Origin of the sequence: Blautia massiliensis (ex Durand et al. 2017) (assembly GCF_051861785.1) — a bacterium.
GTDB classification, from domain to species: Bacteria; Bacillota; Clostridia; order Lachnospirales; family Lachnospiraceae; genus Blautia_A; species Blautia_A luti_A.
Genome location: NZ_CP146725.1, coordinates 3,144,290 through 3,164,506, shown reverse-complemented (window position 1 = coordinate 3,164,506; position 20,217 = coordinate 3,144,290). Strand labels below are relative to the sequence as shown.

The following is a 20,217-nucleotide window of genomic DNA, read 5'->3' as shown; positions in this document are numbered from 1 at the left end:
ATATATGGTCCGGATCTTTTATATCATAAAGAACAGCTGCCCGATCTCCGTTCTGTTTCTGTACGGTTTATCGGACAGCTGTCCCTTTTATATGTAAAACTATTCTGTTTTATGATCAGCAGTTATTTATTTGCCTCTGCCTCACGAAGTCTGTGGATCAGCTCCTCGCAGATCTCAAGCTCACTCTTTCCGTCTGTCTCAACAACTATATCTGCTGCTGCCTCATATTTCTCGCGACGTTTTTCCAACAGGTCAGCGATAAATGAAACATTTTTGTTGTTCTCAAGTAACGGACGGTCATGATTATCCTTTACACGTTCCAGAATAGTTTCCGGCTTTGCAGTCAGAAGTACAACACGGCCATTTTTTTTCATCTCGACAACATTGCGCTCCCGCATCGGAACACCACCGCCACAGGATACTACAACATTAGATCTGGACTGCATCTCGATCAGAAGATTTGTCTCGAGCTCACGGAAATACTCTTCACCGTAAGTCTCAAAGATATCGGAAATGCTCATTCCCTGTCTCTCCACGATACACTGATCCATCTCCACAACATCCATGGCAAGAACATTCTTCAGATAATCGGAGATCGTAGATTTACCAGCTCCCATAAATCCGATCAGGAAGATATTATAATTGAAAAGATTTCTGGACTGTATTCTCTTACTGTTCTGGATGATACTTGCAAAAACATCATTGACCTCTTTCTTATGACGTCTGCCTTCCATTCTGGCTTCCAGCCATCCTTTCTGCTTCACCTCCTGTTCCGGCTGAAGTACCGGAAGATCATTGGCTTCCTTGTATACCATGATGTCCTCAACGATTCTGTTTCTCATAAGCAGTGCATCCAGGATGATCTCATCGCACTGTCCAAGGCTCTCTCTTAATACTTCTAACTGGTTCATAATGTCTCCTTTACTTCGTTCATTTTATCACGGATTTCCGTCATCACTTTACCACTTTAAATCAAATGTCTGTCCTTATTATACCAACTGGTCATTTTTATCTCAACCCAAACTTTCATTGAATTTACACATGTGATCTATAGATTATTTTTATGGAATTGCTATAGTATTCATGCCAGGATCTGTGTCAAAAAAATCTCCGCCCTATTACAGAAGCAGAGATTTTTTACAGAAATTTTATCGCCAAGATTCTACTGTATCACTTCATAAATCCGGTAATGCTTGTATATATACTCCCGGAACTGCTCCACAAGCGCACTTGGGTACCGGTTTTTCATCATTCCCATATATATATATATCGGCGATAGTGAAGATTCTCGATATTTAAGATTTTCACAGGAAGTGTATGGATCACCGGTACATCCGGCACAATGCCTACACCAAATTCCTCCGCCACCATACCTGCCAGTGCACCATCCTCTTCTACCTCAAAGGCCGTCTCCGGTGAAAGTCCTTCCTTTTCGAAAAGCTCCCGGATCACAAAATACAGTCCGCTTGCAGGGGTAAAGGTCACCTGCGGATACTGCCCCAGCTCTTTTATGGTCACTGAATTTCGGTCTGCAAGAGCATGGTTCTCAGGCACTACAGCCACCAGCTTTTCTTCTGACACCGGCACAAAGCTGATCTCCTTCTCGCCCTCTGCCCGGGAACAGAAGATCACGTCGAATTTCTCTTCCTTCAGACCCCTGATCAGACTTCCGGTAGCTGCATTCTGAAAACGGAAATCAATCTTCTTCCCCTCCTGTTCATTAAGGAACCCCCGGACAAGCTCCGGGATAAATCTGCGTCCCTGGGTATGGATATACCCGATGGAAATACTTCCTCCCGGAATCCTTGCCGCTTCCTGTATCCTCTCCACACCAAGATTCAGGATATGTAAAGAGTCCTGCACATATTTCAGAAACATTTCCCCGTATTTGGTCATGGTCACATTTCTTCCGTGACGCTCAAAAAGTGGAACCTGCAGTTCCTTTTCAAGGTTGGAGATCGCATGGCTCAGACTTGGCTGGGTTATATCCAGCCTCTTGGCTGCTCTGGTATAATTTTCGATCTGGGCAAGAGTCACAAAATATGTGAGCTGATTTAAGTTCATATGTCAAAAAATCCTTTCTTTCCTCCGCGCGCGAGACTTTCAGGCAGGTAAGCTCAGACACCTCGCTGCCTGGTCTGTTTCACACTCCAAGGCTCAGGAGTTCTTTTCCCGCCGCAAGTCTCTCATAAAACTGCTCATAAAAATCCCGCTTCTCATCATAAGGCTTCCTGTAAAACTGGTTCACCACATACATGTTCAGGTTTCGGATCAGATCACTGTCCTTGCTCTCATAGAGAACCGCCTGGACATCCAGAAGAAAATAATGCCAGTCACAGACAAATTTTTCGTAATTTCGAAAATCCGGAGTATCTACCCATTTCCGGACCTTGATCTTACTGCGGCTGGTCTTTTTGCACTCGTGGATCTGAAGGATGTATTTAAAACCACCATCCTCATAGTATCTTCCCAGCGGGAACAAACGGCAGAAGCCCGGACGAAAGCTGTGGATGGAGCATCTTCCGTTGCCATTCAGAAATACGCATCGTTCCTCTGCCCCTGTCATCCTGAGATGCGGCAGGATATTTCCGTCTGTGACGCCAAGCTCTATTTTTCCGGCAAGCAGCTGGTCCACACTTAAGTGAAGTCCCTGGCTCAGGCGCCATACATCCAGCGGATCCAGTACAACGGAATCTCCCATTCCTGTACAGCAGTCAAAACAGCCCTTACAGTCCTGACAGTCTGCCTTTACCATGTCATTTGCCTCGTATAAACGGCCGTCGGAAATTTCCTCCAATGTAACCTCCCGCCGCATCAGACAAGTGCCTCCAGTCCTGTAACTCCCCAGTCCTCAGCCAGGCTTTTCAACCCGTCCAGGATCTCCTCCCTGGAATAATCGTGATCATCCAGGTAATCTACATCCATATCATTGAGATACAGATAAAAGGTAAGGGCAAGTTCCAGATAATCCGGATCATCGTCCTCCATATTTATAAGAAGCTCATTTTCCGCTCCGTTGATATCACCCGCATCAGCAAGTCCGATAACCTTCTTAAAAAGCCGGTCTGCCTCTGTATAATCTGCCTCTGCTGCAGGAAGTGTATACTGCGGCATATCTCCCTGAAGAAGAAGTCTTGTGATCAGTCTTGCGATATCCTGAATATTTCCTGACATTCTGTCATCCTGTAATCCCATACCGATTTCCTCTCTTTCTGCTGTCCTGTTCTGCCAGACACATTTCTCCCACCGACGTATCTGCATCCGGTCCTCCGCTCATCCGAACCCCGGATATCTGGACAGGCAATTTATTTAATCCAGTTTAATTCCTGACAACGCCTGTGCAAATGCATTGTTCACCGGCTCATTGGCCTCTTTCTGCTGTTTCTTGAGATAACGCTGCACATCACGCTTATTCACACCTGCACACTCTTTGGCTCGTCTTGCCTGGAAGGATGAAAGCTTTTCTTTATAGCCGCACTGACATACAAAGGTCTCTTCTTTTCCCTTCAGAAGCATCTCCATACGCTTATGGCATTTCGGACAGCGCGCATTGGTGGTCCTGGATACTGTCTCTCTGTATCCGCATTCCCGGTCCTCGCACACCAGCATTTTGGCATTCTTTCCGTTGACTGCCAGGAGATGTTTGCCGCAGTTGGGGCACTTCTTGTTTGTCATATTGTCATGACGGAAGGTTCCCTGTCCGCCTTTGATCTCATCTACGATCTCACAGGCATATTTACGGATCCCTGTGAGGAATTTATCCTGACGGAGCTTTCCGTTTGCAATATCACTGAGCTTCATCTCCCAGTCTGCGGTAAGCTCCGGCTTTTTCAATTCTTCCGGAACCAGCTCCAGAAGCTGTTTCGCCTTGGAGGTAATGTAGATCTCATTACCTCTTTTTTCCATCATAAAGCTGTTGAAAAGCTTCTCGATGATGTCCGCTCTTGTGGCTACTGTTCCAAGTCCACCGGTCTCACCAAGAGTTTTTGCCGCTTTTTTGTCGTGGCTTTCCATAAAGTGGACCGGATTCTCCATGGCTCCCAGCAGCGTGGCCTCTGTAAATCTGGCCGGTGGTTTTGTTTTGCCTGCTGTAAGAGCTGCTCCTTCCACAGTAAGTATCTGACCTTCCGTAAGCTCCGGAAGCTTCTGGTCTTTCAGCTTATCACCGGATTCCTCTTCATCCTCATCCTGCCAGCCGCCTTCATAAACCTCTCTCCACCCTGCACTTTTTACAATACGTCCGCTTGCAGCGAAAGTTTCTCCTGCTGCAATTCCTTCCATGCTTACCAGCTCATATACAGCCGGCGGATACAGCACGCTCAGGAAACGGCGTACTACCATATCGTAAATCTTCCGTTCCTCGTTGGTCATATGATCCAGCTGTACAAACTGTTCTGTAGGAATGATGGCATGATGGTCACTGACTTTTTTGTCATCCACAAAGCCAGCACTGGTCTGGATCGGTTTATTGACCAGCGCACCGACAAGTTTTCGATAAGGACCTGTCCCGCATGCCTGAAGACGCTCTTTAATGGTAGGAACTACATCTTTTCCTATATATCTGGAATCCGTTCTTGGGTAGGTAAGGACTTTGTGGTTCTCGTAGAGCCTCTGCATGATATTCAGAGTTTCCTTTGCAGAAAAGCCGTATTTCTGATTGGCTTCTCTCTGAAGAGTGGTCAGGTCATAAAGCCCCGGCGCATAGGTCTTCTTCGGCTTTCTGGAAACCTTTGTTATGGTAAGGCTGCTTTTTCCTGCCTTTGTCTGGATCTCCTGGGCACGCTCCTTCTTAAAGGTGCGGAGGCTTCCGCTTTTTCCGTCACGCCAGGTCCAGCGTACATTTCCCGCCTGCAGAGTGATCCCGTAATAATCCTCCGGCTTAAATTCCCGGATCTCCTGCTCTCTTCTTGCGATCATGGCAAGAGTGGGGGTCTGCACACGTCCGCAGGAAAGCTGGGCATTGTATTTACAGGTCAGCGCTCTGGTCCCGTTCATTCCCACCAGCCAGTCCGCCTCCGCCCTGGCCTGTGCCGCACGGTAAAGATCATCATAATCATGGCCGTTTTTAAGGTGGGCAAAGCCGTCACGGATTGCTTTGTCCGTTACGGATGAAATCCACAGACGCTTAACAGGTTTATGGCAGTCTGCCTTTGCAAGGATCCACCTTGCTACCAGTTCTCCCTCACGTCCGGCATCTGTGGCAATGATGATCTCCCCGATATCCTTCCTGTAAAGCTGGGTTTTCACCGCATTGTACTGCTTGGAGGTCTGGCGTATCACCACCAGTTTCATTTTCTCCGGCATCATGGGAAGCGTGGAAAGCTCCCATTTGGTATATTTTTTATCGTATTCTTCCGGATCTGCCAGTGTTACCAGATGTCCCAGGGCCCAGGTCACTACATAGTCTTTTCCTTCCAGGGTTCCGTTCCCCTTCTGACTGCAGTGGAGGACTCTGGCAATGTCTCTGGCAACGGAGGGCTTCTCCGCAATTACTAATGATTTCATATTTTTTCTTTCACCTCTTACTCTTTGGAGCCTGTTTTTCAGAGCTCCGGGGTTCAACTATTATAGCATGAAAAAAGCACTTCGTCCAGAAAAGGGCCGAAGCCTTTTTCCGTCGAAATGCTCTTTACTTTCATATTACTCTCAGCAGCTGTTCATGCACATTTTCCGCTGATCTTATAGCCCACTCCACGAACTGTTTCCACCAGATCTCCTGCCGGGCCAAGCTTCTGGCGAAGGGTACGGATATGTACATCTACGGTTCTGCTCTCCCCGTCGAATTCATATCCCCAGATCTGATTTAAAAGCTGTGTTCTGGAAAGAACCGTACCACTGTTTTTCAGAAGGAGACAAAGCATCTCGTATTCTTTCAGTGTCAGATTCACAGGCTCCTGATCAACAGTTACCTCATGTCTTCCCGGACATACATAAAGATTTTCCATACGATACTCCTCTGCGCCATTGTCCTCTGATCTCCGAAGAAGGGCACGTACCCTGGAGATCAGTTCCATCATGCGGAACGGCTTCGGAATGTAATCATCTGCACCGCTGTCCAGACCTACCACGGTATCAAACTCACTTCCTTTTGCAGTAAGCATGATCACCGGAAGTTTCCGCACATCCGGACGGATACGGATTTTTTTTAAAATAGACAGTCCGTCTTCCTCCGGAAGCATAATGTCCAGAAGCACCAGTGAAGGCAGTTCTTTTTCCAGCGCTTTCCAGAAAAGTGATGGCCGTTCAAAACCCTGTGCCTCCAGACCCTGACTGTTTAATGTATATACAACAAGTTCACGGATACTTTCATCATCTTCCACAAGATATATCATAATTTTCCTCCAGTTTCATTTTTCATCTGATACGTGCAAGTATAAAGTGCATTCGTAAAATCCAACATAGAAAAAAGGTTAAGTTTATGTAAAATATAGAAATCCTTAAGAAATTTTAATTTGTAAAAGCCGAACGTCAATGTTATGATAAAGCAGAGAGTTGTTTGGAGGTTTTTTATTATGTATTCTTTTATTGTGAATCCCAATTCAAGATCCGGTGAGGGACGTAATGTCTGGAACCGGCTTCGCAGCATCATGGAAAGTCAGGGGATCTCATATCAGTATTTTCTCACAGAATATGTGGGACACGCCACAGTACTGGCACAGAGGATCAGTGCCGCCGGAACACCGGAGGATCCGGTAACTCTGGTAACTGTAGGTGGTGACGGCACTATTTACGAAGTACTTACCGGGATCATTGATCTGTCTTCGGTTGTTTTCGGATTTATTCCGGTCGGGTCCGGCAACGATTTCTGCCGCAGTATGGGCCTGCCCTTTGATTCTTTTGAAGCGCTTCGCTCTATCCTTGAAAACAGACGGACCATTTTCATGGATGTTCCTGTTCTCCACCTTGGCAGCCATTCCTACCGTTTCGGCATCAGTGCAGGAATGGGCTACGATGCGGCAATCTGTCAGGAAGTCCTGATCACACCTGGCAAAAAATTTCTCAACCGTCTCCATATGGGTAAACTCATCTACCTTATGGTGGCACTGAAGCAATTTCTCTTCCTTACTCCGTCCCCGGTCACGATAACACTTGACAGGAACAAGCCACAAACCTTCAGCAGGACCTGGTTTGCGGCTGTAATGAACCAGAAATATGAAGGCGGAGGCTTTAAATTCTGTCCAAACGCCAGTCCGGAGGATGGTTTACTGGATGTGATCGTTATTGAAGGAATCTCCAAGCTGAAAATGCTGTTCTGCCTGCCGAGCGCTCTCTGGGGAAAACATACCCGCATTCGCGGTGTACATATTTTACAGTGCAGAAACGTACATATTACAAGTGCCCATTCCCTTCCTGTGCATAAAGACGGAGAATCCGGTGGGATCCAGCGTGAATTTTCTGTTACCATTGAAAAGAAACCTTTAAAAATCATAATGCCTGTGTTATAGTAACAGGTAGATACTTAACAAAAAAAGAAGCTTAAGGCTGACATCAGCCATACCTCAAGAAAAGGAGCGGCAAAATGTTGAGTAAAATAAAAAAATACAGGCACGGTTTTATCATAGCGATTTATTTCGTTGCCTATCTTATCCTGTTTGGATATCTGGAACAGCGGCCTGTACGAGCCTACCATGTTGTACATACTGTTTTTGATGATATGATCCCGTTCTGCGAGATTTTTATTATTCCGTACCTTTTATGGTTTCCATATGTGATAATGACGGTTGTGTATTTCCTGTTTCGCAATAAGAATAAAAAGGAATATTTCCAGCTGATCTTCAACCTGATGATGGGAATGACGGTTTTCCTTGTCGTTTCCTACATCTATCCGAACGTTCAGTATCTCCGCCCTGCGGTATTCCCCAGAAGCAACATCTTTACACGACTGGTGGCTGAGATTTATCGGACAGATACTCCCACCAATATCCTGCCAAGTATCCATGTATTTAATTCCCTGGCTGTTTATTTTGCCATTCATCACTGCCAGGCACTGAAAGACAGGAAATGGCTTCAGCGAGGAGCTCTGATCCTTTCTGTTCTGATCGTCCTGTCCACCATGTTTATCAAGCAGCATTCTGTGATTGATGTATGTCTTGGCACCACACTGGCACTGTTCGGACATCTCCTGTTCTATCCACAGAGAGTGGATAATTACGAGGAACAGCGCTCCCTATCCAATATGCGCAAGAAGAAGCCGGAACAGAATTTATAAAAAAGCCCCGTTGGGGGCTTTTTTTAATTAAATCCATAAAACTTCTGACAGATCTTATATGCTGCCACAAACATCTTTCTTCCACCTCTTCCGGGAAGATTGGACACTCTTCCGAAGAGACTTCTCCGAAGCTTCCGGTACAGTCCCATATTCTGGTCTTTGATGTAATCCTGCAGCTCCTGTTTTTTATCCAGGCATTCCTGCGTTGCAGCTCTTACCAGCATGATCGAAGAAACGGTTGTGATGATATCCAGATAGCTGAACATATAAGCACGAAGTCTGCGGTTGCTCACATTAGCCTTCAGATAGGCGTCCACCATCAGTTTGTTTACACGGATCTGCTGATCGATACGCTTGATCATCACTTTCTCATTGACAGACTGATCATCTCTTCCAATAAAATACCGATAGAAATTTACATCCAGATAATAGAGATTTTTTACATAGGGAAGCGGCTCAAACGCAAACAGGTTATCTACGTAGAACGTATGCTTTGGAAGCTCCATTCCACAGTCATGGAGAAGTTTTGTACGGTATATCATGGAATGCATAAGGAGATACTGGCCTTTTTTCATGTGGCGTACCTCATCCCATCCGAAAATCTGGTTTGTCGGAAAACAGTGTCTGTACTGCATGACCTTTTTGCGGGCAGCTCCCTGCTTCTCATAAACGAAATTACTAATGAGAAGATCCACGGTCTCAGCCCCACGTGTCAGTTCATAAAGTGTTTTCAGGACTTCATAGTAGGCGTCCTGATTTACCCAGTCATCACTGTCCACAACCTTGAAATAAAGTCCTGTTGCGTTTTTGATCCCTGTGTTGACTGCCTGTCCATGGCCGCCATTTTCCTGATGTATGGCTTTTACGATAGTTGGATATTTCTCAGCATAATCATCTGCGATCTCGGCAGTACGGTCACTGGAGCCATCATCTACAATGATGATCTCCACTTCCTCTCCTCCGATCAGCAGGGAATTGATGCATTTTGACATATAAGCCTCTGAATTATAGCATGGTATTGCTACGCTCAAAAGTTTCATGAGTTTTCCTCCTTCATATATCTGGTGTATGTGCGAAACGCAGATGGTATTGCATATTTTTTATCGGATTCTCTCTTATCCACAAACAGGAACTCCCCCTGCGGTGCTTCTTCCAGAGAGGATACAGCGATACGATAAGCACACATCCTCCATTCAATATGGGAAAAAATGTGCTTCGCATCCGGCAGTGCTTCGATCCGCAGTGGTTCCAGCCCCATGGCTTTTACCCGGGCAAGTGCTGCCTTCTCCGTCAGATGTCCTTCCACATTTGGAAGCTCATAAAGGCCTGCCAGAAGTCCTGTATCCGGACGTTTACGGATCGCTGTACCTACTCCGTCCTGGATCACAAGGACCGTCCGCTGTTCTATGGTGCGGGCTTTCTTCGGTGCTTTTACGGGAAGTTCTTCTACAGTTCCATGCTTTCTGGCAAGGCAAAAATGCCCCAGCGGGCATTCTTCGCACTTTGCTGCTCCGTTTGGGACACAGACTACAGCTCCCAGCTCCATCATAGCCTGGTTGAAATCCCCTGGTCTGTCCTCAGACATCTGCCCTGTAAGATCATTTTCCACCGATTTCCGTACAGACTGTTTCATGATATCTCCACGGTTTTCGGTGAGTCTTGCGTATACCCGCAGCACATTTCCATCTACTGCAGGGACTTTCTTTCCGTAGGCAATGGACGCAATGGCACCTGCCGTATATCTTCCTATTCCTTTTAACGAGAGAAGTGTCTCAAAATCCTCAGGCATCCTGCCTCCATATTCTTCCATGACCTGAACAGCCGCTTTCTGCATGTTGCGGACACGGCTGTAATAGCCAAGGCCTTCCCACAGCTTGATGATCCTCTCTTCCGGTGCCGCCGCAAGGGCTGCTACATCCGGAAGTTCCTGGATAAAGCGCTGAAAATAAGGTTTCACCGCTTCCACTCGGGTCTGCTGGAGCATGATCTCAGATACCCAGGTATAATAGGCATTGTCTTTATCTCTCCAGGGCAGGATCCTTTTGTTTTTATCGTACCATTTCAGAAGAGGTTCTGCAATGTTTTCAGGCATATCGTTTCCTTTCTATAATCTTACCGGTATCGGATCACAGATCTTCATGGAATCTTCCGTGACAGCACAGTCATAGGCCAGGATGTGAACACCGGCATCTGCTGCCGCCTTAAGTGTTTCTCCAAATTCCGGATGTGTCTCCCGATTTGGTTCAAAATACTTTACACCCTTCATCTGGATCACCAGAAGAAGATACGCCTCATAGCCGTCAGCTGCTGCATGCATCAGCTCACAGAGATGCTTGATCCCCCGTTCTGTAGGTGCGTCCGGAAAACGCACGATATTATTTTCTTCCAGAGTGACGCCTTTTACCTCGATAAAAGCCTTTCGCTTCCCGGATTCCACATACAGGTCAAAACGGGAATTTCCGTATGTCTTTTCTCTCCTGACAGTCACTTTCTCCGGAAAAAGATTTCCGGCCGCCACCCACTCTTCTGCTGCTTTATTTGGGGCCTGGGAATCCATATTGATCCAGCGGCCCTCCTTGTTCACACTGATCAGATCGTATTTCGTTTTCCTGGCAGGATTATCATTCTTTTCCAGGATCACTTCTGCTTCCGGAACAAGAAGTTCCCGGCATCTGCCTGTATTCTTCACATGGACCGTTTCCAGCTGATCCCCGATCTGCACATGAGCGATAAAACGGTTAGGCCTGTCTTTGAATATACCTCTGATCGTATTCTTATAATTCATAGTTTTTCCCTCATAACCCTTACTATAACATAAAATCTTCAAAAGCGCAGTTGCTTTTTTTTCTTTTCTCATATAGAATTGTTTTGATTACTGTTCACTGGTAATATTCTGCGAGGTGTTTTTGTGAGCGAAGGTCACAGAAAACCCGAGACATACCGCGCGAATTTATGGGATTAGCATAAATTCTGTGCATCGCGAAGCGTATTGCTGAGAACGGAGTGAACAGTAACTTGTTTTGTACTATGTCCAGTACAAAGGGTTGCTTTTTTTACATATCATAGTTTTTTGGGGAGGTTTTTCTGATGGACAGTATTATTTTTGATGTTGACGGTACGCTCTGGGATTCCACCGGGATCGTAGCTGAGGCCTGGAGTGATTACCTTATCCATACGGAGCACATGGATACCGACGTAAGCGCCAAACGACTGATGGGGCTTTTCGGCCAGCTGCTGCCGGATATCGCAAAGGCTCTTTTCCCTGAGCTTCCGGAAGCAGAACAGCTTCGTATCATCGACGGCTGCTGCCAGGCAGAGCACGAGGCACTGCTTCGCAAATGTGCTCCGCTGTATCCGGATCTTGAGAAAACACTGAAGATTCTTTCCAGCCGTTTTCCTCTTTTTATCGTCAGTAACTGCCAGGCCGGATATATTGAAGTGTTCCTGAAATCCACAGGCTTCGGACACTATTTCAAGGGCCATCTCTGTCCCGGTGACACCGGCATGGCCAAAGCGGAAAATATCATGAAGATCCGCGAGGATAATAATCTTTCCGATCCGGTTTATATCGGTGATACTATAGGAGACTTTAATGCCTGCCGGAAAGCAGGAGTTCCTTTTATCTTTGCTGAATACGGTTTCGGTCAGGTGGATAAACCGGATTACCGGATCACCAGGCCTTTTGACCTTACGGAGATATGCAGATGAGTATGAAAAGATCAAAATCCATAGACCTTACTTCCGGTCCGATCCTGAAAACGCTTTCAGAGCTTGCTCTTCCTATCATGGCATCTTCCCTTCTTGGAACTGCCTATAATATCACAGATATGGCCTGGATCGGGCTTCTGGGCTCCAAGGCAGTTGCCGGTGTCGGTGTGGGCGGCATGTATGTGTGGCTTTCCCAGGGACTGGTAGCCCTTCCGAGAATGGGCGGACAGGTAAACACAGCACAGTCCTGCGGCCGGAAGGATTATAAAGAGGCACGTTCCTACGCGGCCAGTGCCCTGCAGATCACCATTCTCTTCGGTCTCTTATTTGCTGCAGCAAGTATTATATTTCTTGATCCTCTGATCGGTTTTTTTAATCTGACAGACCCGGAAGCATATTCTTCTGCCAGATCTTATATGCTGATCACCTGCGGACTGATCATTTTTTCCTTCCTGAACCTGACTCTCACCGGACTTTTTACAGCCCAGGGAGATTCCAGGTCTCCGCTGATGGCCAATTTTCTTGGACTTGTGGGAAATATGCTCCTGGATCCGCTCCTGATCCTTGGCATTGGACCTTTTCCACGGCTTGAAACGGCAGGTGCTGCCATTGCCACAGTAACTGCACAGTTCCTGGTTTTTGCAGTGCTGATTTTCCGGATCTTTACTTCCGGGCTGGAAACAAATGTACTTCGTGAACTTCATCTTTTTTCACGTTTTCCGGGAAAATTTTATAAAAATATCATCCGCATTGGTTTTCCAACCGCTATCCAGAGCATGCTCTACTGTATGATTTCCATGGTACTGACCAGAATGGTTTCCGCCTTCGGTGCTGCTGCCATTGCTGTCCAGCGTGTGGGCGGACAGATCGAATCCGTTTCCTGGAACACCGCGGACGGCTTTGCCTCTGCCTTAAATGCTTTTACCGCACAGAATTTCGGTGCAAAAAAATACGACCGCATCCGCCAGGGCTACCGTATTTCCTTTGGTATCCTGACAATCTGGGGCCTTATCATAACTGCAGCCTTTGTGCTGCTCCCACGCCCGATCTCCGGACTGTTTTTCCATGATCCGGAATCCCTTAGGATTTCTGTAAATTACCTGATCATCATCGGCTTCTGTGAGGCTTTCATGTCCATTGAGCTGATGACCATCGGTGCACTGTCCGGCCTTGGTATGACCAAGCTCTGCAGTATCATCAGTATTATCCTGACAGGGGCCAGAATCCCGCTTGCCATGCTGCTGACTCATGCGGGAATGGGACTTAATGGTATCTGGTGGGCACTTTCCCTTACTTCCATCGTAAAGGGAATCATCTTTACTCTGACATTCCGGCAGACCAGCCGAACGAAATTAAACTAAATACAGACAGAAAAACTCCCCGCGGATACCGGAGCCTGATCAGACAGGTTACCGTTTCACGGGGAGTTCTGCTTTTTTACCTAAAGGATAGTTCTGATACTTCTGATCATTTTTTGATACATTTTGTTCTGAGTACAAACAGAAATACCGCAAGTATCACAAACAGAATTACTACATAGGCGATCTTTGCTGCTACACTTGTGGTGAATGCGTCAACTCCTGTAGCCACTCCGATAAGTATCAGACAGATTCCTGAAACCTTTTCCATTTTTTTCTCATCATACTTCCGGGCTCTGGCCTGTGTGTTTCCGCCTTTCATAAAAAAGGAACCGTGTCCGGTAAAAAGCATAAATCCTGCTACCAGTGCTGCGATTGTAAGTATAAAGCTGAATGACTGATCAAACATAATATTTTCCTCCTGCTAAAGAACAGGAGCCACACACCGGATCACCGGCTGGCTCCTGTTTGTTTTTTGACTGCAGATCCGCTCAATAGAAACAGACGATCGGAACATTATACTGGATAATGTTGTAAAGCTCTCCCGCTTTATCCGGCGGCATATTGATACAGCCGTGGGAACCGCCGGTTAGATACCGATCGCCTCCAAAATACGGCTGCCAGTCTGCATCATGGAATCCAATGCCTCCGTTAAACGGCATCCAGTAAGTTACCGGCTGTTCATAGGAATAGGTTCCGTCTGCTTTCTTGGTGCCACGTAGCACATCCGGGCTCTTCTTATAGTACAAGGTGAAGATTCCAGGAGGTGTTTTTCTCTCCGGATCACTTGCAAGTCCGGATACGATATCTGATTCAAAGATCACATTTCCATCCTGATAATACCACATATGCTGTTCTGTAAGATCCACTTCAATGTAGGTATTTCCCAGATCATTCACACCATAGGAATTGGCTCTCATGGAATAAACCGGCTCTCTGGTCGTCTGAGCTCCGGACTGGATCTCCTGGGTAAGCTGTGCCACCTCTCCGTCCTGATCGATCTTCCAGCCATATGCAGAACCGGAAACCGAAACAGTTCTTCCGCTTGTTGTCTGGAACTGACGCTCTGTACCTACTGTATCATGATCCGCTGCAAGCTGTGCCACATAATCCACGATATGCTGTTTGAAGGATGCATCATCCTGGATCAGCTGGCCCTTTTCGTCAAACTGCAGCCAGTTCTTGATGGTGCTTCCATCAAGTGTTACTGTCTCATCTCCAAATGTGTAGGTGATGCTTGCCCTCGCAAAGTTATTATATGCATCCACCGTTGCCTGCAGATCTGCACTGTCGCTGGTCACATCTGCTTTCACATAAGCATCCGGGTTACTGCCAAGATCTACTTCCCGGTCATCGCTGCTGATAGCATCACTGATCATCTGATAGGCTTCTTTTACCTTCAGTTCACTTCCCACTGTCTCCGGCACGATCGTAAACTCGGAATCATTAAAGCTTACGTACGCATTCTCCGGTGCTACCTGATTCTCTTTCTGGGCACAGTTCAGTGCTTTCACTGCTGACTCCAGCTTTGACTTGTCAAAAGCTGTCTGCTCACTTGCCGTGTAAGTCGTCTTTTCAAAAAATCCTCTCACCCATTCATAGGGCTTCTGCGCTTTCAAAAGCTTCAGAACTTCACCACTGGATATATAACGATAACTGATATCCGTTCCTTCTATAGTCTGCGGTTCCTGATCTCTGGCCTTTACCTGGATGGAATAGCCTTCCATTTTTTTTGCGATTTCCTGCTCCACCTCATATGCAGTCCTGTTGGAGCTGTCGATCCCGTTAATCGTTGTGCCCTCAAAGAAATGACTGGTATAATAATAAGATACTCCTGCATATGCACAGCCTGCCACTACCAAAACCATGGCGGCGATCATTCCGGTTACCTTCAGTGCCTTATGCTTTTTCTTTTCGGGTATAACAATAGGTTCAAATTCAGATTCATCGATAGGTACGTAGGTGATCTTCCTTGGCCTTGCTGATTTCGAAGGTCTTGCCGACTTGTGAGCAGCTGATCTGTTTTTTTTATTTTCAGGCTGAGGCTCTCCTGCAGTATCACTGACGATCTTTGCCATGGCATCATTGATCCTGTCCTCAATATCCCTCTTTTCATCGTTGCTCATATTTATTCACCTCTATGTTCATGTGCCTTCAAAAAAGGCACCTTTCCATTAATACTTTCTGGTCTTACTCACCAGCTTTTTCATTATATCATACTTTCCGGAAATTGCATCTCATTTCACGTTTTTTTTATAACTTATTTGTACCGTACAGCTTCCGCGCCATATCTTTCATAACATAGAAGTACATTACCCAAAGGAGTACTGACGCAAATATCCAGGCCACCGGACTTGCAAGACAGGTACCGATATAGCTGCTTTTCCCGGCTGCAATGGTAGCGGTGATCCCTCTTCCTGCAAGCTCAGCCACGCCGGCCATCATAGGAAGAAGACCATATCCCATTCCCTGGATCCCGTTTCGCAGTACATTAACAAAATACAGAGGAATAAAAAACAGTGCCACACATTTTACATAGATTGCTACCATAGGAAGCACTTCTTCAATGTTATCTGAGATAAACAGATATGCGAAATATTTTCCCGCAAAGAACAGAAAACCGCCAACAACAACAGAATATACAATTCCTATAAAATGCGAAGCCCGGAAGCCTTCCCGCACTCTCTCAAGCTTTCCGGCTCCGATATTCTGTGCATTGTAGGTAGCGCTGGCAGTTCCCTGTGCCACAAAAGCCTGGGTGAAGATCTGCTCGATCTTACTTCCTGCTGTAAACGCCGCCACCGCATAAGAGCCAAGCATATTTAAGGCTGACTGTACCATCATGGTTCCGATCGCCGTAATGGAATACTGCAGTCCCATTGGGATTCCCACACCGATCTGCTTGGCTGCGAGGTTACGTCTGAAATACCAGTCTTCTTTTTTCATACGGAGCTCCGGCACAAACTTCCAGATATATACCAGACATAAGACTCCTGAAACTCCCTGGGAAATAATGGTAGCCCAGGCTGCTCCAGGCGCTCCCAGCTTAAACACGATAATAAATACAAGGTCAAGCACAATATTCAGCATTGCAGATAAGATCAGAAAATACAGTGGTACCTTACTGTTTCCCAGTGCACGGAGGATACTGGCCAGGATATTATATAATGCCTGGGCAAAAATCCCTCCGCAGATGATCATAACGTAAGCATATGCATCCTTGAAAATATCATCCGGCGTATGCATAAATTTCAGAAGTGCATGCATACCTGTCATGCTGACTGCTGTCATCACTGCCGAGATCAGCGCTGTCAGGATCAGTGCATTTCCCACGGTCTGACGCATCTCATCCATTTTTCCCGCACCGTACTTCTGTGCAGTCAGTACGGTAAAACCGGCAGTAAGTCCCAGAAGAAAGCCCATGATCAAAAAGATGATAGTTCCTGTTGAGCCAACTGCCGCCAGTGCCTTTGTTCCTACAAATTTTCCTACAACCACCGCATCTACCATATTGTAGAACTGCTGAAATACATTACCAATAAATACCGGGATCGTAAATCCCAGGAGCACTTTTACCGGTTTTCCCTGTGTCATGTCTGTTTTCATGAAATCTTTTTTCCCCCATTTAATTTGATCGTTCATAAACTTTGTGCTGCTTTTTGTTATTCTTTTTATTATTCTTTCTGTAACTTTACAGTTGCTCAAACGTTACCTGTTTTTATGTATCAGAGGGATTATAGTTGAAGTGGAATGATTTTACAAGATGATTTTGAAATTTTTTTTCATGTGTGGAAACAGAAACAATCGGATGAAAAAAGTCCCGGCAGATCCGTAAAAATCTGCCGGGATTCCGTGAAGCTTATTTATTTCTCAACAAGAAGAGACTCTCCTGTCATTTCCTTCGGCTGCTCCATACCCATAAGCTGGATCAGAGTCGGAACAATATCTGCAAGACATCCGTTCTCACGAAGTGTGTATTTCGGATCTGCGTTTACAAGGATAAACGGTACCGGGTTCGTTGTATGAGCTGTCCACGGCTCACCTGTTTCATAATTTACAAGCTGCTCTGCGTTACCATGGTCAGCGCAGATAAAGAGCTGTCCGTCAACCTCTTTGATCGCCTCTACAGCCTTACCAACACACGCATCAACAGTCTCAACAGCCTTGATCGCAGCTGCCTCAACACCTGTATGGCCAACCATATCCGGGTTCGCAAAGTTGATGATGATCACATCATATTTGTCAGACTTGATCGCCTCTACAAGCTTCTCGCAAACCTCCGGTGCACTCATCTCCGGCTGCATATCGTAAGTCGGAACCTTCGGGGATTTTACAAGGATTCTGTCCTCTCCTTTGTTTGGCTCCTCAACACCACCGTTGAAGAAGAATGTAACATGTGCATATTTCTCTGTCTCGGCGATACGTGCCTGTGTCATATCGTGAGCTGCAAGGTACTCACCAAAGGTATTGTGAAGAAGAACCTTGTGGAATGCTACCAGCTTATTCTGGATGGTATCATCATACTCTGTGAAGCATACGAATGTGGTATCCAGTCTCTTTGCTCTCTCAAATCCCTTAAAATCGTCATCACAAAAAGCTCTTGTGATCTCTCTTGCACGGTCCGGACGGAAGTTGAAGAATACAACAGAATCCTTATCGGAAATAGTTGCAACCGGTTTGCCGTCCTTCTCGATAACAGTCGGAAGCACAAATTCATCTGTCTTGCCATCATCATAGGAAGCCTGAACTGCTGCTGCAGCATCTGTTCCCTTTACGCCTTCGCCCTGTGTAAGAGCTTTATATGCAAGCTCAACACGATCCCAGCGGTTATCACGATCCATTGCATAATAACGTCCGGAGATCACACCGATCTCACCAACGCCGATCTCTTTCATTTTAGCTTCCAGCTGCTCTACAAACTCTTTACCGGATGCAGGCGGTGTGTCACGACCATCCAGGAAGCAGTGTACGTAAACTTTCCTGAGTCCCTCTCGCTTTGCCATCTCAAGAAGTCCGTAGAGATGTGTATTGTGGCTGTGTACGCCACCGTCAGAAAGAAGTCCCATAAAATGGATCGCGGAATCGTTGTCTTTTGCATTCTTCATAGCAGTAAGAAGTGCCTCATTCTTGAAGAAATCGCCGTCCTGGATCTCTTTTGTGATCCTTGTAAGCTCCTGGTATACGATACGGCCTGCGCCCATGTTCATATGACCAACCTCGGAGTTACCCATCTGTCCGTCCGGAAGACCTACCGCAAGACCGCTGGCATTGCCTTTTACAAACGGATAATCTTTCATGAGTCCGTCCATAACCGGTGTTTTTGCCTCATATACAGCATTTCCGTCATGTCTGTCATTGAGTCCGTATCCATCAAGGATCATTAAAACTGTTGGTTTTTTGCTCATAATTTTCCCCTTCTTATCTTTGATCGAAAATCTGTCCGGCACAGCTCTTCACTGATTCTGAAACCCTCTGTACCATTCAGGATTCTTTTGTTTTCCATTTTATATAGTACCAAAATCCAGAAATTTTGCAACGTTTTCTTTGACAAAAATTTGTCTGTTTTCAATTTCCCGACAACTGATACGGCTGATCTGTAAATTTACGCGAAAGATATTATTTCTGGTATACACGGATCATAGAAGAAATCTTCCTTACAGATGCGCTGTTTTCCAGTTCTTCCTTAACCTTAAAGAAAGCGCCCTCGCTTACAAGTTTGGTGATCACAACAACCTCTGCGGTATCCGGTCTCTTGCTTTCTTTCTGCATGATCTGTGCCACGCTTGCCTGATATTTTGCAAAATGCTCCAGGATTTCAGCCAGCACACCGCAGCGGTCCTCTACCTGCAGGCGGAGGAAATAACGGTTATGGGTATCTGCCATATCTTTTACCGGAAGTGTCTTATAGCAGGTGCAGCCTACTCTTCCGCAGCAATCTGCCTTCATATTACGGACTACCTCAAATACATCACCGGCAACCGCACTTGCTGTAGGAAGCTCACCTGCTCCACGTCCGTAGAACATGGTATCTCCTACTGCATCTCCGTGTACAAAAACCGCATTATAAGAATCATTGACGGATGCAAGGGGATGCTCTGCCGGGATCAGCATCGGGCAGACATATGCCTCAACGCCGTCCTTCTGACAGCGTGCAACACCCAGAAGCTTGATCTCGCAGCCCATTTCTTTTGCGTAACGGATATCCTTTGCCGTGATCTTTGTGATTCCTTCTATATGAACATTATCAAGGGTAACTCTGGAATTAAAGGCAACTGATGCAAGGATGGCAACCTTTCTTCCTGCATCAATTCCCTCGATATCTGCAGTAGGATCTGCCTCTGCATATCCAAGTTCTGTAGCAAGAGCAAGAGCATCTGAAAATTCCATTCCCTCCTGGGACATCTTGGTAAGGATAAAGTTCGTAGTTCCGTTTACGATTCCCATAACTTCCGTTACATGGTTGGCCTCAAGACTGTTCTTCAACGGGCTGATGATCGGGATTCCTCCGGCAACTGCTGCCTCAAACAGAAAATCCTTCTGCGCTGTCCTGGCAGTTTCCAGGATCTCTTTTCCGTGGACTGCGATCAGATCCTTGTTTGCAGTTACAACGTTCTTGCCGGCTTTCAGTGCTGCAAGGATATAAGTACGTGCCGGCTCGATCCCGCCGATCAGCTCGATCACAATATCAATGGAAGGATCTCCCTCAATATCTGCCCAGTCTGTTGTAAGAACAGAAGGATCGTCTACCTTCCCGGACGCTTTCTCAAGGTTACGCACCAGGATCTTTGTGATCCTTACCTGGCATCCAAGCTTGGCTGTCATTTCCTGCTCCTGGCTTTTGATCACTTTATATACACCGGTTCCTACTGTTCCGAGACCAAGAAGGGCCGCATTTACGACTTTTTCGTTCATTTTCTGATGTCCCCTTTCCGTTTTTTCCAA

The 20,217-nt window shown here is 46.2% G+C and carries 18 protein-coding genes; 4 read left to right on the top strand and 14 right to left on the bottom strand.

Features of this window, described 5'->3' with window-relative positions; genetic code table 11:
• Nucleotides 1-122 precede the first annotated feature (122 nt).
• The 6 genes from V9W66_RS14850 to V9W66_RS14825 form a co-directional block, all read right to left on the bottom strand.
• The gene (locus V9W66_RS14850; protein WP_144094233.1) at nucleotides 123-911 is read right to left on the bottom strand and encodes a shikimate kinase; all 789 of its coding nucleotides are present in this window, start codon (nucleotides 909-911) and stop codon (nucleotides 123-125) included.
• 337 nt (nucleotides 912-1,248) lie between these two features.
• A complete protein-coding gene (locus V9W66_RS14845; RefSeq protein ID WP_243121747.1) occupies nucleotides 1,249-2,064 on the bottom strand; it encodes a LysR family transcriptional regulator in 816 nt (271 codons plus the stop codon).
• Nucleotides 2,065-2,143: 79 nt separating this feature from the next.
• Nucleotides 2,144-2,815, bottom strand: coding sequence for a YkgJ family cysteine cluster protein (locus V9W66_RS14840; protein ID WP_144094234.1), 672 nt, complete (start codon nucleotides 2,813-2,815; stop codon nucleotides 2,144-2,146).
• Complete coding sequence (locus V9W66_RS14835; RefSeq protein WP_243121749.1) at nucleotides 2,815-3,261, bottom strand: DUF6483 family protein; 447 nt, start codon at nucleotides 3,259-3,261, stop codon at nucleotides 2,815-2,817. Before V9W66_RS14835 ends, V9W66_RS14840 begins: the two co-directional genes overlap by 1 nt.
• A 48-nt stretch (nucleotides 3,262-3,309) precedes the next feature.
• The gene (locus V9W66_RS14830) at nucleotides 3,310-5,505 is read right to left on the bottom strand and encodes a DNA topoisomerase III (protein ID WP_144094235.1); all 2,196 of its coding nucleotides are present in this window, start codon (nucleotides 5,503-5,505) and stop codon (nucleotides 3,310-3,312) included.
• A 152-nt stretch (nucleotides 5,506-5,657) separates the two neighbouring features.
• Entirely contained in the window at nucleotides 5,658-6,332 is a 675-nt protein-coding gene (locus tag V9W66_RS14825; RefSeq protein WP_021652293.1) for a response regulator transcription factor, read from the bottom strand.
• Between the two features lie 180 nt (nucleotides 6,333-6,512).
• On the opposite strand from V9W66_RS14825, the gene V9W66_RS14820 reads away from it, so the two are divergent.
• Together V9W66_RS14820 and V9W66_RS14815 are read left to right on the top strand one after the other, a co-directional pair.
• A complete protein-coding gene (locus tag V9W66_RS14820; protein ID WP_144094236.1) occupies nucleotides 6,513-7,445 on the top strand; it encodes a diacylglycerol/lipid kinase family protein in 933 nt (310 codons plus the stop codon).
• Nucleotides 7,446-7,519: 74 nt separating this feature from the next.
• Nucleotides 7,520-8,209: a phosphatase PAP2 family protein gene (locus V9W66_RS14815; RefSeq protein ID WP_144094237.1), complete on the top strand. Its 690-nt coding sequence runs from the start codon at nucleotides 7,520-7,522 to the stop codon at nucleotides 8,207-8,209.
• Nucleotides 8,210-8,232: 23 nt separating this feature from the next.
• Here the strand turns inward: V9W66_RS14815 and V9W66_RS14810 are convergent, their stop codons facing one another.
• The 3 genes from V9W66_RS14810 to sfsA are packed head-to-tail and all read right to left on the bottom strand — an operon-like array spanning nucleotide 8,233 to nucleotide 10,994.
• The gene (locus tag V9W66_RS14810) at nucleotides 8,233-9,249 is read right to left on the bottom strand and encodes a glycosyltransferase family 2 protein (RefSeq protein ID WP_144094238.1); all 1,017 of its coding nucleotides are present in this window, start codon (nucleotides 9,247-9,249) and stop codon (nucleotides 8,233-8,235) included.
• A complete protein-coding gene (mutY, locus tag V9W66_RS14805) occupies nucleotides 9,246-10,301 on the bottom strand; it encodes an A/G-specific adenine glycosylase (RefSeq protein WP_144094239.1) in 1,056 nt (351 codons plus the stop codon). Before mutY ends, V9W66_RS14810 begins: the two co-directional genes overlap by 4 nt.
• A 12-nt stretch (nucleotides 10,302-10,313) precedes the next feature.
• Nucleotides 10,314-10,994 (bottom strand): DNA/RNA nuclease SfsA, encoded by a 681-nt coding sequence (sfsA, locus tag V9W66_RS14800; protein ID WP_144094240.1) that lies wholly within the window; start codon nucleotides 10,992-10,994, stop codon nucleotides 10,314-10,316.
• A gap of 302 nt (nucleotides 10,995-11,296) precedes the next feature.
• Here sfsA and V9W66_RS14795 point away from each other — a divergent pair, with 302 nt between their 5' ends.
• Nucleotides 11,297-11,917, top strand: a complete 621-nt coding sequence (locus V9W66_RS14795) for an HAD family hydrolase (protein ID WP_144094241.1) — start codon at nucleotides 11,297-11,299, stop codon at nucleotides 11,915-11,917.
• A gap of 2 nt (nucleotides 11,918-11,919) precedes the next feature.
• Nucleotides 11,920-13,278: an MATE family efflux transporter gene (locus V9W66_RS14790; RefSeq protein WP_186290073.1), complete on the top strand. Its 1,359-nt coding sequence runs from the start codon at nucleotides 11,920-11,922 to the stop codon at nucleotides 13,276-13,278.
• A 106-nt stretch (nucleotides 13,279-13,384) separates the two neighbouring features.
• Here V9W66_RS14790 and V9W66_RS14785 read toward each other — a convergent pair whose 3' ends face one another.
• The 5 genes from V9W66_RS14785 to V9W66_RS14765 form a co-directional block, all read right to left on the bottom strand.
• Nucleotides 13,385-13,684 carry a DUF3784 domain-containing protein gene (locus V9W66_RS14785; RefSeq protein WP_144094243.1) on the bottom strand — a complete coding sequence of 100 codons (300 nt, stop codon included), beginning with the start codon at nucleotides 13,682-13,684 and terminating at the stop codon, nucleotides 13,385-13,387.
• Between the two features lie 82 nt (nucleotides 13,685-13,766).
• Nucleotides 13,767-15,401 (bottom strand): L,D-transpeptidase family protein, encoded by a 1,635-nt coding sequence (locus V9W66_RS14780; RefSeq protein ID WP_243121750.1) that lies wholly within the window; start codon nucleotides 15,399-15,401, stop codon nucleotides 13,767-13,769.
• 127 nt (nucleotides 15,402-15,528) lie between these two features.
• The gene (locus V9W66_RS14775) at nucleotides 15,529-16,881 is read right to left on the bottom strand and encodes an MATE family efflux transporter (RefSeq protein WP_144094310.1); all 1,353 of its coding nucleotides are present in this window, start codon (nucleotides 16,879-16,881) and stop codon (nucleotides 15,529-15,531) included.
• A gap of 257 nt (nucleotides 16,882-17,138) precedes the next feature.
• Nucleotides 17,139-18,680 carry a 2,3-bisphosphoglycerate-independent phosphoglycerate mutase gene (gpmI, locus tag V9W66_RS14770; RefSeq protein WP_144094244.1) on the bottom strand — a complete coding sequence of 514 codons (1,542 nt, stop codon included), beginning with the start codon at nucleotides 18,678-18,680 and terminating at the stop codon, nucleotides 17,139-17,141.
• A 211-nt stretch (nucleotides 18,681-18,891) separates the two neighbouring features.
• Nucleotides 18,892-20,187: a homoserine dehydrogenase gene (locus V9W66_RS14765; RefSeq protein WP_144094245.1), complete on the bottom strand. Its 1,296-nt coding sequence runs from the start codon at nucleotides 20,185-20,187 to the stop codon at nucleotides 18,892-18,894.
• Nucleotides 20,188-20,217 lie beyond the last annotated feature (30 nt).

What these genes read in the sequence shown, in the direction of transcription:
- V9W66_RS14850 (WP_144094233.1), bottom strand. Translation starts at nt 911, where the DNA reads ATGAACCAGTTAGAAGTATTAAGAGAGAGCCTTGGACAGTGCGATGAG.
- V9W66_RS14845 (WP_243121747.1), bottom strand. Translation starts at nt 2,064, where the DNA reads ATGAACTTAAATCAGCTCACATATTTTGTGACTCTTGCCCAGATCGAA.
- V9W66_RS14840 (WP_144094234.1), bottom strand. Translation starts at nt 2,815, where the DNA reads ATGCGGCGGGAGGTTACATTGGAGGAAATTTCCGACGGCCGTTTATAC.
- V9W66_RS14835 (WP_243121749.1), bottom strand. Translation starts at nt 3,261, where the DNA reads ATGCAGATACGTCGGTGGGAGAAATGTGTCTGGCAGAACAGGACAGCA.
- V9W66_RS14830 (WP_144094235.1), bottom strand. Translation starts at nt 5,505, where the DNA reads ATGAAATCATTAGTAATTGCGGAGAAGCCCTCCGTTGCCAGAGACATT.
- V9W66_RS14825 (WP_021652293.1), bottom strand. Translation starts at nt 6,332, where the DNA reads ATGATATATCTTGTGGAAGATGATGAAAGTATCCGTGAACTTGTTGTA.
- V9W66_RS14820 (WP_144094236.1), top strand. Translation starts at nt 6,513, where the DNA reads ATGTATTCTTTTATTGTGAATCCCAATTCAAGATCCGGTGAGGGACGT.
- V9W66_RS14815 (WP_144094237.1), top strand. Translation starts at nt 7,520, where the DNA reads ATGTTGAGTAAAATAAAAAAATACAGGCACGGTTTTATCATAGCGATT.
- V9W66_RS14810 (WP_144094238.1), bottom strand. Translation starts at nt 9,249, where the DNA reads ATGAAACTTTTGAGCGTAGCAATACCATGCTATAATTCAGAGGCTTAT.
- mutY (WP_144094239.1), bottom strand. Translation starts at nt 10,301, where the DNA reads ATGCCTGAAAACATTGCAGAACCTCTTCTGAAATGGTACGATAAAAAC.
- sfsA (WP_144094240.1), bottom strand. Translation starts at nt 10,994, where the DNA reads ATGAATTATAAGAATACGATCAGAGGTATATTCAAAGACAGGCCTAAC.
- V9W66_RS14795 (WP_144094241.1), top strand. Translation starts at nt 11,297, where the DNA reads ATGGACAGTATTATTTTTGATGTTGACGGTACGCTCTGGGATTCCACC.
- V9W66_RS14790 (WP_186290073.1), top strand. Translation starts at nt 11,920, where the DNA reads ATGAAAAGATCAAAATCCATAGACCTTACTTCCGGTCCGATCCTGAAA.
- V9W66_RS14785 (WP_144094243.1), bottom strand. Translation starts at nt 13,684, where the DNA reads ATGTTTGATCAGTCATTCAGCTTTATACTTACAATCGCAGCACTGGTA.
- V9W66_RS14780 (WP_243121750.1), bottom strand. Translation starts at nt 15,401, where the DNA reads ATGAGCAACGATGAAAAGAGGGATATTGAGGACAGGATCAATGATGCC.
- V9W66_RS14775 (WP_144094310.1), bottom strand. Translation starts at nt 16,881, where the DNA reads ATGAAAACAGACATGACACAGGGAAAACCGGTAAAAGTGCTCCTGGGA.
- gpmI (WP_144094244.1), bottom strand. Translation starts at nt 18,680, where the DNA reads ATGAGCAAAAAACCAACAGTTTTAATGATCCTTGATGGATACGGACTC.
- V9W66_RS14765 (WP_144094245.1), bottom strand. Translation starts at nt 20,187, where the DNA reads ATGAACGAAAAAGTCGTAAATGCGGCCCTTCTTGGTCTCGGAACAGTA.